At 40.8% G+C, this 14,919-nt stretch carries 17 protein-coding genes; 9 read left to right on the top strand and 8 right to left on the bottom strand.

The window, feature by feature from the left end; all coding sequences use genetic code 11:
- Nucleotides 1-4: 4 nt before the first annotated feature.
- Nucleotides 5-559: a YceI family protein gene (locus tag VIM89_RS10800; RefSeq protein ID WP_488156159.1), complete on the bottom strand. Its 555-nt coding sequence runs from the start codon at nucleotides 557-559 to the stop codon at nucleotides 5-7.
- A 419-nt stretch (nucleotides 560-978) separates the two neighbouring features.
- Between VIM89_RS10800 and VIM89_RS10795 the strand changes: the two genes are divergently transcribed.
- The 6 genes from VIM89_RS10795 (at nucleotide 979) to rplS (ending at nucleotide 5,164) form a co-directional block, all read left to right on the top strand.
- Entirely contained in the window at nucleotides 979-1,611 is a 633-nt protein-coding gene (locus VIM89_RS10795) for a hypothetical protein (protein WP_488156158.1), read from the top strand.
- A 423-nt stretch (nucleotides 1,612-2,034) separates the two neighbouring features.
- Nucleotides 2,035-2,469, top strand: coding sequence for a hypothetical protein (locus VIM89_RS10790; RefSeq protein WP_488156157.1), 435 nt, complete (start codon nucleotides 2,035-2,037; stop codon nucleotides 2,467-2,469).
- A 3-nt stretch (nucleotides 2,470-2,472) separates the two neighbouring features.
- Nucleotides 2,473-2,673, top strand: a complete 201-nt coding sequence (locus VIM89_RS10785; protein ID WP_488156156.1) for a helix-turn-helix transcriptional regulator — start codon at nucleotides 2,473-2,475, stop codon at nucleotides 2,671-2,673.
- A 54-nt stretch (nucleotides 2,674-2,727) separates the two neighbouring features.
- Complete coding sequence (locus VIM89_RS10780; RefSeq protein ID WP_488156155.1) at nucleotides 2,728-3,915, top strand: VOC family protein; 1,188 nt, start codon at nucleotides 2,728-2,730, stop codon at nucleotides 3,913-3,915.
- Between the two features lie 64 nt (nucleotides 3,916-3,979).
- A complete protein-coding gene (gene trmD, locus VIM89_RS10775) occupies nucleotides 3,980-4,654 on the top strand; it encodes a tRNA (guanosine(37)-N1)-methyltransferase TrmD (protein ID WP_488156154.1) in 675 nt (224 codons plus the stop codon).
- A 162-nt stretch (nucleotides 4,655-4,816) separates the two neighbouring features.
- Nucleotides 4,817-5,164, top strand: a complete 348-nt coding sequence (rplS, locus tag VIM89_RS10770; protein ID WP_302902842.1) for a 50S ribosomal protein L19 — start codon at nucleotides 4,817-4,819, stop codon at nucleotides 5,162-5,164.
- A 206-nt stretch (nucleotides 5,165-5,370) separates the two neighbouring features.
- Here the strand turns inward: rplS and VIM89_RS10765 are convergent, their stop codons facing one another.
- From VIM89_RS10765 to VIM89_RS10750, 4 genes are read right to left on the bottom strand one after another with little or no spacing between them, the layout of a single operon-like run.
- Nucleotides 5,371-6,111, bottom strand: a complete 741-nt coding sequence (locus VIM89_RS10765) for a phosphatidylserine decarboxylase family protein (RefSeq protein WP_488156153.1) — start codon at nucleotides 6,109-6,111, stop codon at nucleotides 5,371-5,373.
- 21 nt (nucleotides 6,112-6,132) lie between these two features.
- A complete protein-coding gene (locus VIM89_RS10760; protein WP_488156152.1) occupies nucleotides 6,133-6,942 on the bottom strand; it encodes a phosphatidate cytidylyltransferase in 810 nt (269 codons plus the stop codon).
- Entirely contained in the window at nucleotides 6,939-7,151 is a 213-nt protein-coding gene (locus VIM89_RS10755; RefSeq protein ID WP_488156151.1) for a putative signal transducing protein, read from the bottom strand. Before VIM89_RS10755 ends, VIM89_RS10760 begins: the two co-directional genes overlap by 4 nt.
- Complete coding sequence (locus VIM89_RS10750) at nucleotides 7,132-8,085, bottom strand: CPBP family intramembrane glutamic endopeptidase (protein ID WP_488156150.1); 954 nt, start codon at nucleotides 8,083-8,085, stop codon at nucleotides 7,132-7,134. The genes VIM89_RS10755 and VIM89_RS10750 overlap by 20 nt, the downstream gene beginning before the upstream one ends.
- 44 nt (nucleotides 8,086-8,129) lie before the next feature.
- On the opposite strand from VIM89_RS10750, the gene dusB reads away from it, so the two are divergent.
- Nucleotides 8,130-9,122 carry a tRNA dihydrouridine synthase DusB gene (gene dusB / locus VIM89_RS10745; protein ID WP_488156149.1) on the top strand — a complete coding sequence of 331 codons (993 nt, stop codon included), beginning with the start codon at nucleotides 8,130-8,132 and terminating at the stop codon, nucleotides 9,120-9,122.
- Between the two features lie 47 nt (nucleotides 9,123-9,169).
- On the top strand, nucleotides 9,170-9,556 hold the full coding sequence (gene apaG, locus VIM89_RS10740) for a Co2+/Mg2+ efflux protein ApaG (RefSeq protein ID WP_488156148.1): 387 nt from the start codon (nucleotides 9,170-9,172) through the stop codon (nucleotides 9,554-9,556).
- Nucleotides 9,557-9,624: 68 nt separating this feature from the next.
- On the opposite strand, the gene VIM89_RS10735 is transcribed toward apaG, so the two are convergent.
- Both VIM89_RS10735 and VIM89_RS10730 read right to left on the bottom strand, forming a co-directional pair.
- The gene (locus VIM89_RS10735) at nucleotides 9,625-10,473 is read right to left on the bottom strand and encodes a 3-keto-disaccharide hydrolase (RefSeq protein WP_488156147.1); all 849 of its coding nucleotides are present in this window, start codon (nucleotides 10,471-10,473) and stop codon (nucleotides 9,625-9,627) included.
- A gap of 93 nt (nucleotides 10,474-10,566) precedes the next feature.
- On the bottom strand, nucleotides 10,567-12,051 hold the full coding sequence (locus VIM89_RS10730) for a TonB-dependent receptor (RefSeq protein ID WP_488156146.1): 1,485 nt from the start codon (nucleotides 12,049-12,051) through the stop codon (nucleotides 10,567-10,569).
- 223 nt (nucleotides 12,052-12,274) lie between these two features.
- On the opposite strand from VIM89_RS10730, the gene VIM89_RS10725 reads away from it, so the two are divergent.
- Nucleotides 12,275-12,805, top strand: a complete 531-nt coding sequence (locus tag VIM89_RS10725; RefSeq protein WP_488156145.1) for a DinB family protein — start codon at nucleotides 12,275-12,277, stop codon at nucleotides 12,803-12,805.
- 5 nt (nucleotides 12,806-12,810) lie between these two features.
- Here the strand turns inward: VIM89_RS10725 and VIM89_RS10720 are convergent, their stop codons facing one another.
- Nucleotides 12,811-14,898 (bottom strand): hypothetical protein, encoded by a 2,088-nt coding sequence (locus tag VIM89_RS10720; protein ID WP_488156144.1) that lies wholly within the window; start codon nucleotides 14,896-14,898, stop codon nucleotides 12,811-12,813.
- Between the last annotated feature and the right edge of the window lie 21 nt (nucleotides 14,899-14,919).

The following is a 14,919-nucleotide window of genomic DNA, read 5'->3' as shown; positions in this document are numbered from 1 at the left end:
CTATTTATGGAATGTTTTTATAAGGATTGTAAGTAGCCGAAACCGTCACTTTAATACTCTCGGCAATATGATAAAATAAAATCTGGGGTATATCGATGTTATGATCGGCGCATTTCACCATAAATTCTGATGCCATGCTTACAATGCCATTTTTTATGGTCACGTTGCCCTGGATGGTTCTTTTTTGAGTGATTCCGTGCACAGTTAAGTCGCCGGTGACATTTACCGGGTAGGTGCCTTCCCTTGCCACATCAATATGCTCCTGTATTTTTCCTTTGAAAATGGCCCTCGGATACTTGTCGCTCTCCATATAATCCGAGTTAAAATGCTGCTGCATAAAAGCCTTCTCGAATTGAAAGGTGGATATGTTTACGCTAAAATCCAGTTCGCCCGTGGTGGCGTTGAATACGGATACACCTGACTGTGTTACGGCTTTTATATCTTCTATAAGGGCCTTGGAAAAGAGGGTTATATGTACGTTTTTAGAAGTATAAAGCTCCTGATCAGGTTTAGTGATATTGAATAAGGTTAATAAAATAATGCCGATATATCTTATCATTTATGAAGCATCTGATGTGGCTGAATAAATAAATGTCTGTCGGTACGGCTATAAAGGGTATTTGCTTAAGGTAGAGCCAGTAAGCAAATTACTCTACTAATATAAGGGATAAGCCGCGCAATTGGGTAGTGGGCGTATTTTTTCTGTTACCAAAATATTTGGTCAATACATTGGACACTATCTAATAAATGGATAAGAATTTTTAGCTGGACTGACATAATGGTGTCATCACGATTATCCGTACTGCTTCGTATATTTGAATATCTTATTGATTTTCTAACAAGTGTAAGTAACTTGATGTTTCTTATTGGTTAATTTTAGCCTTAGGTTTGTAACACATCATCGCGAAACGCGTCTAATTATAATATTTAGTTCTTTGAAAATTGGGTGTTTTCACGGTATTTTTATTTTAATAATGTTTGTATATTGCCGCAACCTTAAAACCAATTCAATTAAAATTGACTGCTATTTCATTAGAAAACTCTTTAATTGCATTAATAATCGGAGTTATTGCATCGGCACTTTTTTTGCTAATTATAAGCAGGTTTAAACCAAGTATTAAGATTGCTGATAAAATCGCATGTACTTATAGTAAGGTAAATGGGATAAATAAACAGTTATACTCATTTAAAATAATTAACAGATCTTGGGTATATAGAATATATGATGTACAGGTCAGAGTATTCATGTGTGAGAATGTATCTTCACAAAATGGAGAAGATATTACCCATGAAGAAGTCACCTTGCGCAAAAATTATCAATGGGTCTTGCACAAATTGAATTTAAAGCATTTATGGCAAGATATATTTATAAAAGAAGAAAGACTTAATAGTCGTACTGATTATGCTGCGCAGTTTTCAACCTTTGATAATTTAAAACATCATATAAGCGATAAAAAGTTTATTACATTCGAGGTAATAGCAAAGCATTCATTGACTGGTTTTTCGGTCGTCAGAACCAAGTCATATAAACATATTAATGAAATCAAGAAAGGCAACTTTCTGAGTGGAAATACGTTCAAAATAGAAGAAATTATATCAGTAGATCAATAATAAGTTCAAATTAAAAAAACAATTTCTGTTAAATTTAATTTTATATTTGCACCATAACTCCCTATAAACATGGATATTATAGTTAAATAGTAAATTCTTTAAAGTAAAGAGTTTATAGTATATTAAAATTGATGATTTTTATCATCAATGTGATATTTGCCCTATACTCACCAGTATAGGGTAATTTTTTGGCTAACCAATTGAGTTATTCCTATCTTTTTCTTGGCGATCCTAATTATCTACTCAAGTCCTTTTGTAAGGCTTACTCTTTCATAGTATTTCTCTTTTCGGTTACAATTATTCTTTTATCCCTGTATGTTATTACCTCAATAGTAACTCCTATTAAGTATATAAAATATTTTGTCAAACACACTGGACATTTGTCCAATTTGTTTTACATTTGGTAAATCAAACTTTACAAAAATGAAATCCCGTTTCCTTTTTCCATACTGGTGCCGCTACTTAGGCTGGGGACTTGTTATACTGCATGTGCCGCTTAGCATGCTTGGCAAGTCGCATGGCATGGTCAATATTATGGATGCGCAACCAACCAACGGTGGCCCTTTTTCCGGCGAACACCTGTTTTTTATTTGTACCACCCTGGTAATGTCTTCGGGGCTGTTTTTGGTAGCTTTTGCGAAAGAGAAGATCGAGGACGAACAGATATGGCATATCCGGCTCGACTCATTGCGCTGGGCCATCTTTATCAATTATATCATACTGATCGCCAGCCTGGTATTCATTGAAGATATAGGACATATCCTTGAACTCGACTTCTGGGTGCCTTTGTTATTTTTCATAGTACGGTTCCGGTGGATGATCTGGCGGCTCAACCGTTCATTAAGCAACGAGGGATAGGCTATGAAAAATACCATACGTATAGAACGCGCCATAAAAGACATGACACAAGCCGATCTGGCCGAGGCTGTGGGTGTATCGCGACAAACCATTAATACTATTGAAAGCAACAAATACGTGCCCTCAACAGTGCTGGCGCTAAAAATTGCAAAAGTGTTCAACAAACCGCTGGAAGAAATCTTTATTTTAGAAGAAGGGGATTAGACGCAAGAATCAAGAGCCAAGAATCAGGATTTTACTAAGTTTTAATTAAAGCATATGGCAGAGTCACAAAATACCAAAGCACAACAATTGCTCAGTGAATCAAAAAGCATTCTTTTGATCGATTGGCCAAATATTGATCTGCCCTATGTTTTGCTGAAGACAGGGTTTATTGTATTTAGCTACAGTCCTGATGGATATTCTGAGGCTATCCTTTTGACGGAGGAGCCGAATAATACCAAAGGGCTGAGCATTTTACCGGTTAATGATGAGGCTTATGTTTCATTCGAAAAATTAGATGATTCGCCCGAAAAAGTAGATATTGTTCACATTTATCGTCCTGAAGCGGAATTGCCCGGCATTATAGAAAATCATGTCCTGCCATTAAATGCAAAAGTCATATGGCTTTATCCGCCGCAAACCTCTGAGCTGGCACGCGGACTGGCGGCTCAGAATTGCATCGAACTCGTGCAAGGTGTAAGTATTGATCTTGCTGCTAAAATTCAACCTGAAAATATGGAAAATGAAAATGGCCCAACCTTGGGCAACGGTAAAATATGCTATGTAGAAATTCCTGCCGATGATATTGCAAAATCAGCCGCATTTTATAGCAAAGTATTCGGATGGAAAACCCGTAAACGCGGAGACGGCCACCTCGCTTTTGATGACGGTATTAATGAAGTGAGCGGCACCTGGGTAACCGGTCGCAAAAAGCATAGCGAAGCCGGGTTTATTGTTTCCATTATGGTAGATGATGTAGCCGATACAGTGAAAAAGATCACTGACCGCGGCTGCCTCATCATCAAACAGATGAATCTGACTGAACACGAGGTCATCGCCTGGTTTAATGATCCTTTCGGGAATTTGCTTGGTTTATATCAGCATCCCGGCGGAGGCAATGGCAAAATATGTTATGTCGAGATCCCGGCTGATGATATTCCAAAGTCAGCTAACTTTTACGAAGCTGTATTCGGTTGGCCAATCCGCAGCGATAATCATGGAAATGCAGCCTTTGATGACGGTGTGGGCGTAGTAAGCGGCATGTGGACCAATCAATATAAACCCTCTACCGAACCGGGCTTAATGGTTTATGTAATGATGGATAGCGTAGAAGAAACCATAGACGCAGTAATTGCCAATGGCGGAAAAATCGTTCAACCTATCGGTATGGATGCACCTGAGATTACTGCCCGTTTCAGCGATCCGTTTGGGAATGTGTTTGGCTTATATCAAGAACCCGCTTAAAGATTAGATTATATAGATAATCTGCACATTTGAAATCCGCACATCTGCACATTATCTTTGCGCCATGCGCTTTGATCTGATCACGGTATTGCCTTCTTTACTCGAAAGCCCTTTTGCTCATTCTATTTTGCAGCGGGCGCAGAAAAAAGGCATTGCCGAAATACATGTGCACAACCTGCGCGACTATGCCACTAACAAGCAAAAAAGTGTTGACGATTACCCTTATGGCGGCGGTAGTGGCATGGTCATGACCATCGAGCCATTTGCCCGGTGCATCGAACAACTTAGGTCTGAGAGAGAATACGACGAGATCATTTTCATGTCGCCGGATGGAGAAACGCTGAACCAGCAGATCGCCAATCAATTATCCATAAAAAAGAACGTCATTATTCTTTGTGGCCATTATAAAGGCATCGACCAGCGCATCCGCGATATTTTCGTAACCCGTGAGATTTCTATTGGTGATTATGTTCTCTCCGGTGGTGAATTGCCTGCAGCTGTTTTGGTGGATGCAGTAATTAGGCTGATACCGGGTGTATTGTCTGATGAAACTTCTGCCCTGTCTGATTCTTTTCAGGATGATCTGTTAGATGCCCCGGTTTACACCCGCCCCGCCGATTGGAATGGTCATAAGGTGCCAGATATCCTTTTAAGCGGCAATACTCCCGAAATAGAAAAATGGCGTTTTGAACAGGCTGTGGAGCGGACCAAAACGAGAAGACCGGATTTATTAAAGTAAATCGTCAGATACGTGTTTGGGACCATCCCTCTTTTCCGTAAATTGTGGATAGAAAAACGATTTGTGGAAATTTTTCAATTCCGTTTTTTATTTAGAAATAAAATCCCTATTATTGCAATCCGATTTTTACGGGCTAAAAATCGCTTTTAAGAGCTTAAAATCATGGATTTAGTAAAATTTGTTGAAGAGCAATCAGTAGAAAAAAAGCAACTTCCTGCGTTCAAAGCGGGTGATACTGTTAGCGTACACTATAAAATCAGAGAAGGTAACAAAGAACGTATTCAGGTTTACCAGGGTGTGGTTATCCAACGCAACAGCGTAGGTAACAACGAAACTTTTACTGTACGTAAAGTTTCAAACGGTATCGGTGTTGAACGTATTTTCCCAATCAACTCGCCAAATATTGACAAGGTTGAGGTTAACAGCTACGGTAAAGTTCGTCGTGCTAAATTGTTCTACCTGCGCGATCTGACCGGTAAAGCAGCCCGTATCAAATCAAAAAGAGTATAATCTTAAGTGTACTGAAAATATTAAAGCCCCGATGAAATTCATCGGGGCTTTTTTCGTGATATCTTTTAACGTCTTTGCGAGGAACGAAGCAATCTCTATACTATGCAAATCAGGGAGCAAGAATCTCTTAATGAACGTTCAATTACAAAATTACGTTCCATTGAATGTCCTATGTAGAGATTGCTTCGTTCCTCGCAAAGACGGGTTTATACTTTTTTCTTGGTTGTCTTAGCTTTGGGGGCTGCAACCTCTTCCACAGCCACTGATTCTTCCTTTACTTTCACTGGTTCTGCCAACGTAGCCAACACGGTACGACCGCCTTTTACTACTTCGCCTAAACCTACATTGATCTTGGTTCCCAAAGGCAGGAAAACATCCACTCTCGAACCAAATTTAATAAATCCGAACTGTGCGCCCTGGTCTACTTTATCACCTTCTTTTACATACCATACAATGCGTCGGGCCATTGCACCGGCAATTTGCCTGAACAGAACTGATACGCCTTTGCTGTTTTCGATCACAATGGTTGTACGCTCGTTTTCAGTGGATGATTTCGGGTGCCAGGCTACCAAATATTTGCCCGGGTGATATTTGAAGTATTTTACCACACCTGCTATTGGATTACGGTTTACATGCACATTGATAGGTGACATAAATACCGATATCTGTATACGACGGTCCTTTAATACCTCTGATTCTTCAGTTTCTTCAATCACCACTACTTTACCATCTGCAGGACAAAGCACCTGTGTTTCATCCAAGTTGATATGAAAATGTGGGCTGCGGAAAAACTGCAGGATGATGATAAACAATGCGAACGATAATATATATACGATCCATCTCAGTGTATGTGCGTCAGGGTAGTAAAACTGGATGACGGCGTTTACTACGAATATAAACAGCACACACAGCGCAATGGAGGTATAACCTTCTTTGTGGATAGTCATTTTATCAGATTTTCTGCAAAATTAAGAATTTGAAATTAAGTAGAGGTACGCATAAACAATTGGTGCCGAAAGTAAAAGGCCGTCGAACCTGTCAAGCAGTCCGCCATGCCCTGGTAATATGCCGCCTGAGTCTTTAATATTGATACTGCGCTTAAACATCGATTCCACCAGGTCACCCAGCGTACCGAAGCAACCTATTAGTACAGCCATGATCACCCATTTGTCCCAGGAGAATTCATGATAGAAATTACTTAAAATATATCCCGCAACAGCTGCGACCAATACACCACCAATAAATCCTTCCCATGTTTTTTTAGGCGAATGACGCTCGAACAGCTTTGTGCGCCCGAAAAAATAACCGCTCAGGTAAGCGCCGGTATCATTAGCCCAAAGCATAACGAGAAATGTCAGCGGAACATGAAAATTGAACGAAGTCCCCAAAAATCCTAAAGCATGGAAAAATGTAAAAGGGATGATCGCGTAAACAATGCCCATTATGGTATAGGCGATATTGGTGAATGGTGTTTCTGACTTTTTATATAATTCCTGGAAGAAGATCAAACTCAAAGTAAGCGCAAGTATGAATACATATTTAAACGCATCAGGCAGCAGTGTGTGAACGAGTGAAAATGCAGTATAGATCAATACGCCATTTAATATCCCACTTAGGATATTTGGTTGAATGCCGCTTTGCTTTACCAATCCATAAAACTCGTACAAGGCAAAAGCGCTCAGCAACAAATAAAATACGCCGAACACATATTGCCCCAATAACATGGAGCCAAGCATTACAATAACAAAGAAAAAGCCGGTTATGGCGCGTGTTTTCATAAATTGATTTGGTTCAGGATCATAATTTCGATGGCATTACTAAAATCCTGCTGATGAATATATACTTCGATGTCACCAAAGGTACGATGGGAAGAGTCTTGTTTGTTTAATAAAACGGTATCGATTTCATTTTCAGTAAGCACCTGCTTCACAATTTCGGCCTGGTAATAATTAAAGGTTGTAAAAATTCTAACCCAGTTCTTCTCCATGATCTGAAATCTTCCTTTTTACTGCAATATAATGATAAAAATACAGCAATGCGATCGTTATCACGAGGCTCACTGCATAAATGACATTACTAAACATATGCTCGTCATTCACATCCACATTTACCATTTTTTGACTTGCCAGGTAGGTGATCACCACAATGGTTCCGTTATTTACAAAATGCGCCCAAACGGATGGCCAAACGCTGCCGCTCCAGGCGGTAAAATATCCAAAAAGTACCCCCAAAAACAGTCTTGGTAAAAATCCAAAGAACTCCATGTGGAAAGCGCTGAATAATATGGCCACGATCCAAACGGCAGCATGTTTACTCTTTGTCCACCGGACGAATATGGTTTGCAGGCATCCGCGGAATAATACTTCCTCAACAATAGCCGTCAGCAAACCAATAAACAACAAGTTGAATATCATTGCAGAGAATGAATTCATTGCCATCATGGCATCTGATAGCTTTTTGGTCTGGTCCTCGCTTTCTCGCATCCAATCTTGTACACCTTTCAGGAACTTTGGTAACACCATTTTCTCGTTCAGGTTACTCAGGAATTCAATGAGCGGATTGGAAAGCATCATCGTCACAAAAACAATGGCGATGAGCAACCACGGAAAGTGGAAGTTAGTTTTCAGGTACGCATCCGGTTCCTGCACAATAAAGTAGGAAAATATAAGCGGCGTTGCCAATATTGGCAAGGTTGTTCCTGAAAACTGTAGTATCCATAGCGATACAGACACATTCGGGGCTGTAAGATTTGCCTGTAAAATATCTGTCAGTGTTTGAGATCCATACTTCGCCGCTATAAAGATCATCCCGATAAAACTGCCGACGATAAGCGCCAATAATAATAAACCAACAACGGCCAGAAACTGGTAACCTGGGTGTATGTGCCTATGCGGGATGGGGTTGTGAGGAACGTCTGACATATTTTGGCGCTAAATTCGTATTTTTGCAGCGGATAAAGATAAAGATGTCTGTAAAAATTGGAAATATTGATCTCGGGGAATTTCCGCTGCTGCTGGCGCCGATGGAGGATGTGAGCGATCCGCCCTTCCGTTACGTCTGCAAGCAGAACGGTGCGGATATGATGTATACCGAGTTCATTTCATCGGAAGGATTGATACGTGATGCAGCAAAAAGCAGACAGAAGCTCGACATTTTTGAATACGAACGCCCGATAGGGATACAAATATTTGGCAGTGACATCGAGCACATGCGCGAAGCAACCGAGATCGCTACTGAGGTTAATCCCGATCTGATGGACATTAATTATGGCTGCCCTGTAAAGCAAGTGGCCTGTCGTGGCGCCGGTGCAAGTTTATTGCAGGACATTCCCAAAATGGTGGCGATGACCAAAGCCGTTGTAGAAGCTACTCACTTGCCGGTAACTGTGAAAACCCGCCTGGGTTGGGATGACAATACTAAAAATGTGTACGAAGTTGCCGAGCGTTTGCAGGATGTGGGCATACAAGCCCTCACTATTCACGGTCGCACCCGTTCGCAGATGTATAAGGGAGAAGCCGATTGGGCGTTAATCCGCGATATAAAGAAAAATCCGAGGATAAAAATCCCCATTTTCGGAAACGGCGATATCGACTCACCGCTAAAAGCTGCCGATTGGCGCTTAGAATATGAAGTTGATGGCATGATGATCGGTCGTGCAGCCATTGGATACCCCTGGATCTTCCGCGAAATAAAACATTTTTTTAAAACAGGACAATATCTTGACAAACCCACAATTGCCGAACGCATAGCGGTTTGCAAGACTCACTTAGAGAAATCGATTGAATGGAAAGGACCGAAAACAGGCCTTTTTGAGATGCGCAGACACTATTCCAATTATTTTAAGGGAGTTGATCATTTTAAAGAGTTCCGCATGAAATTAGTCACTGCAGCCAGTGTGGAAGAGGTGCTGGAAATATTATTTGAGGTGGCCGAACGTTACTCTGAAGAAATGGCGTAATATTTGTTTTGATAAACATATATTTGAAATTCATTCACGATAAGCTCATGATCACAACCATTACCGACGGTGTTAAAGTTTCAGTAGAGACTATTTACCAGCCAGAATATTCTAATCCGGCAAATGATCATTATATGTTTGCTTATAAAATAAGCATCGAAAATGTAGGACATAGTTCTGTGCAATTATTACGCAGGCATTGGGAAATTTTCGACTCAAATGGGGCAAAACGTGAAGTAGAAGGCGAAGGTGTGGTTGGCCAGCAGCCTGTTATTGAACCAGGAAGCACTCATGAGTATGTATCGGGCTGCAACCTGAAAACAGACATGGGCAGTATGAAAGGTGAATACCAGATGGTGCGTATGGTGGATAATGGCACCTTTAACGTACAAATTCCTGAGTTTTATCTGATCGCGCCTTACCGGATGAATTAATAGAAAAATCTTACTATAACATATTAAAAGGGCTCCGAACGGGGCCTTTTTAGTTTATGTCACATTCCTTATTGCTTAATCAACTCTTGGGGCAGGATATTGATGGACTGTATCCTTATATTTCTATAAAATAACTCTGCCCCTTCCGATTGCAATTGAATCCGGCCTTTAGTCAACGTTAAATCCTGGCCGTTTTCTGATTGCTGGTTATGATACAACACCATCATTACCTTTCCATTTACTACATGAATGCTGGTATCACCATGGCAATACAAATCAAGTGTATTCCATTGACCTGAAGGATTTTCCGCATCACCTTGCTTGATGCAATGACGGCTTTGTTTGCTTTGCTGGCTAAACCGCAGCAATGTTCCACGTGGATCATATACATAATCGGTTTCTGATTTCTTGTCAGCAGGTATATCCGCCTCGCCGCCTGCACAGCCCCAATAATCCCCGGTATTCCCCTCTTCTATCTGGAATTCCTGTGCGCGCATCCAGGCACCATAATCTGCTCCATATTTCCCTACAGAATGGTACAGCAAACCGCTGTCTTTTTTCTTACCTTTCTTCTGTCCCCAGGAAAGGTCGCCCCATTTGAATTGCAGTTGCAAATGATAATTTTCGAATTCACTTTTTGTAATGATCGCACCCCAATTTTGGCCCGATACGCGGATAACATTTTCGCCATTATCCTGCACAACAGTAAACACATGGCGCGGATCATTATTTAGCCCTATAGGCGTGCTGGTGATTGGTTTGCCGTTATCGTCTAAATCCGGTCCGATATAGGTATCCCATCCGGAAAGGTCTTTTCCGTTAAATAAGAACTTCCAATGTTCTTTGGGTAAAAAAGGAGCAAATGCAACGGCAACTACGCAAAGCAGCATCCACAGGATTAGTTTTACAGGTTTCATAATTCTTTGGCTTATAGCTAAGTTATGAATTATGTTTTTTCAGTCCCGTAAAATCTTTAAGACAATAAATCTAAAGAGCCTTTGGCCGCCGATTTACACTCCGGTATGCTCCGATGGTTCGTCAGCCTTAACTTCCTCTTTTGCGGTTTCAGTTTTACACGGGTAACCGAAAAGACAGCGGTCTTTTATTACTGCTGCTACCTCGGCGGGTACAAGTTCTTCCCATCCATCGGCGCCTGATTTGATAAGCTCCAAAACATTATCAGTCTGCACGTTAAGATTACTTTCATTATAGTTCCTGATGTCTTCAATTTTGTTGTTGGCTATCAGATAGCGATACAAATCGATAAGATGTGGAGGCGGATAAAAACGCAGGCAGTTCATGATCATGCCATCGCGCAGGGTTGGATAGATAAACAGTTTTACCTTGCGACTGAAAAGTGTAGCAAACGACTCGAGGATACCTCCTGGCAGATCTTTATAGTGCTCTTCAGAGAAAATGTATTCCAGGTTAGGATAACCTAATACAACGCCCATTTTCAGTTTGGTGATCTTTGACAGGTAGGACACCAATTTATAATATTCATGGAAATTTGATATCAATACCGTTTGTCCAAGTGAACATAGAATGTCCACACGATCAAGAAAATCCTTTTCATCAATCTCTGAACTATCATCAGCATTTCTTTCCTTCAACGCCGTTAAAGTGAGCTCAGTGATTACCACAACTTGTGAATGGTCTACATCGGGCTCCTGCAAAAACTGTTTTACACCGGTATGCAGCATATCCATATGAACGTTGATCACCGGGCGGAAACGGCCCCTCACTACAACAATGTGCTTTTTGTACAATACTTCCGAAGGCTGCTGATTCTTGCCATCCGGACCAAACACCGCGGCATCCGAAAACCCGTATTTTACCAGGAGCAAGCTCATCAGCCTGTTATCTACATTGGTGAAATTCGGTCCTTCAAAACGGATCATATCGATCTGGATACGGTCTTTTGAAAGATCGTCCATCAACGACAGCAGGAAAACCGGCGCAACTTCATGATAATAAAAGCAGGCATACATCAGGTTTACACCCAATATACCTACCGCCTGCTGTTGCAGATTGTTATCGTTATCCAGCAGCTTTACGTGAAGGATCACATCATTATATGCACCATTAGGTTCTAGTTGGAACCGTACGCCCATCCATCCATGACCTTCGTTGGTCTTATGGAAATTTAGGGCCGACATGGTATCCGAAAACGCAAAGAAGGTTGTTGTATCGCCACGCTGAGCAGCCAAACGCTCGATCAGCAGACCATACTCATGCTCCAGCATGGAAATCAACCGGGCTTCGCTTACATAACGCTTTACTTGCTGAACGCCATAAATGGCGTCAGAAAAGGTCATGTCATAAGCCGACATAGTTTTGGCTATCGTTCCGGAAGAGCCGCCAGCTTTGAAAAAGTTGGCCGCAACATCTTGTCCGGCGCCTATTTCGGCAAATGAGCCATATATTTTGGGGTCCAGGTTAATAGCCAGGGCCTTTTGTTTTGTTCCTAAATCCTTATTGTAAGTGGCAGTCATACAGGGAGTTGCTTGCTTTTTAGTAATAGCATTGTTATGATCTGGTAAGACACTGCAAAATTACTGAATTAAATGGAATGACTAACCAGAAAGTTGAGAAAGTAAATCTTCACAACTGTATACAACAGTTATCTTTAATGAAGGTGTTCACGTTCACACGCCCGTGAACGCTCATGAACGCTATGAACACTTTGCTACTTTTAGCTATCTTCGGTACTGCACCATGGAAAATCAAAGGGAAATAACATTGCTCAATTCATTTAACGAAACCATCCAAAAATGGATCGATTTTCTGGATGACTACACTTTAGAAATGCTTTGCCAAAAACCTGATGATAATTCCTGGTCGCTGGGACAGGTGTATACCCATATTACTGATGACACCGCCTGGTTTGCGGAACAAATGGCTGCTGCTATACAAACTAATGCAGACAGCGAAAAAGAAATGCATGAAAATGCACGCATAATGCTCCGGAATAATAGCTTTCCTGATATGATGATCCAGGGGCCAGCCACCGGGATCTACATAAAACAACCTGAAAGCAAGGATGAAGTAAAACAAAAATTATTAGCTATAAAAACAGCTGTAAATAATCTGTATGCATCATTTGATCCATCAAAAGCTATCGGAAAAACCCGGCATCCCGGCTTACTTTATTTCAATACTTTAGACTGGCTCCAGTTTGCTGAAATGCATCTGCGGCATCATTTAAGGCAAAAAGACAGGATCGATAAGGCCTGTTTTCAAAAGTAGTAGCATTAGCTGATGCAAAGTAAAGCGCAGCCTCTTTCCAGCTGCACCTCGGTTTTAATCACTTTGCTGAACTTTACTTTTTTCAATACTTTCCAGGTCTTTTCACCCGGATACAATACTTTTATTTCAAGGTCTTTTTTCTCTAAAACAGAATAAGGCAACCTTAGCAGCACCGAAGCCTTTTGAGTTTTTCCTCCAAGTACTACGGGTACAATAACCCCTGCGTTCGTTTTAAAAACATTGGCTTTGGCCGCATTATTTTCTACTTCCACTACGTGAGGTGATAGTATCCACTCACGCCCTTTCAATGCCCTAAGAAGCATGCCATAATCAGCATAATATTTATCAGCCCACTTATCTGGCGTGATGCAATGATCATTACCAGGAAAGGGCACAGTGAGAAAAGCCCCCATATAGATATGATGCTGAAAATAAGCATCCGGGTCTGGCTGCAGGTTCTCTTTAGAAAACGTCCAGGCTATTATTGGTTTAAAAAAAGCCATTTGCGAACACAAATTAAGGCTGTAGGGTAAATAGCCAAATTCATCATAAATGCCATCGATATGCTGCAGAAGATCAATTCTGCGATTTAAAGGGTTGCAAAATATTGCCTTGTGTGCTGCATGCATCATTTGGGCTACGGGTGTAATAATACTTTTCCAGGATGTCAGCATTGAACGTGTTTTTTGTTGCCCGATCATACTTATGCTATCATCTCCATTACCATTGTAATACCGTGTCCAGTCAAGCCGATCAATACAAATTCCGGACGAAGCGGATATTTTTTCAATATGAAGTTCAGCTTGGTTTAACAACAATGTATGATAAGATGGAACTGCCGGGTCTAAAACCACACTGCCCTCCCAATTTGAGTATAGCGGCCTGTCCTCCCAATCAGGTAACTGACCAGCCGGTTTCAGCATTGCGCTTTTAAGCTTTTTATAAAGAAAATCGTTGGGGTTTTCCCAATCATTGCTGTTTACTGTTTGTGATATTTTATATGGATATACTATAGCATTGCCAAATTCATATACATTGAAATAGCTTAGCGTATAAAAGCCCATTTTGTTCAAGTGTTTGGAATATTCATTGAGCCGGCTTATGGAAGCATACCCATCCCCCACAATTACTCCCCCTTGTTTATATTTCGTCCACTTTTCATCATCGTTTTTTACCGGAGGTATAAAAAGACCCATATAAGGAAAATCAAGAGATGCTTTCCAATTAATGCTAAAGCCCATATTATGATACTTAGCCGTATCTAATTCGCCTTCGAATGAGGAGTAGGCGCCACAGCCTGCAATACTATTTACTTCCGGCGCTTCAGGCACAAAATAATCCTTGTAGTTATCTTTCAGCCAGGATATCCCCGCCCTCCAATCTGCTTCATGAAAAACAATTTGATGCCTGATGTGAATTTTACGGCCTTTCCCGATCCTGTGATTAATATGCTGATAGGCTATTCTTCCATCAGCCGTAGTATTAATATTAAGGTTTAATATGGTATCATTTAATGATTCAATAAAACTTACACCAACATTACCGTCCTTAAAAAAGCTGCTGGCAATCGGAATAACAAAAGCATCACGCGAGGTATGGCTCTCGCCGCCATAAACAAGTTTCAAATCCTGGAATGAAGCAGGTATAAAAGGGTCCTGCCAATCATTGGATTTTATATTTAAGTGATTATCCGACCATGTTGTCCAAAATTGTAACGGCGCAGGATTATCCCATTGCAACGCTGTTTCGATCGGTATGGTAAAATCACTATCTAATCCTTCTATATAGGTATCCCACAGCAGTCCGTAACCGGTCTTTTTTATTTCGCTGGTTATAACGCATTGATGATCGAAGTAGGTGATTTTCTTTTTTGTGACTATTCTCCCACTATCCGCAGAGACAAGTGCGGTTGTATCATTTGTGGCCGTTGATGGTAAATTTGAGTCCAGCGTAAATCTCCTTTCCTGATTTTGGACTAAAAACCTGGCGGTTACATGCCCTTTTTCAAATTTTAGTTTTATTGGCGGTACCTGGCCATAAATAAAAGCCGAATAAAAAAAGGCAATAATTAACGTAATAAATTGGCGAAGCATGTGACGTGATTATTTGATGTG

This window comes from Mucilaginibacter sp. (assembly GCF_036568825.1).
Lineage (GTDB): Bacteria > Bacteroidota > Bacteroidia > Sphingobacteriales > Sphingobacteriaceae > Mucilaginibacter.
Note: the sequence above shows the minus strand (reverse complement) of the source record. Positions and strands in the feature narration are given on the sequence as shown.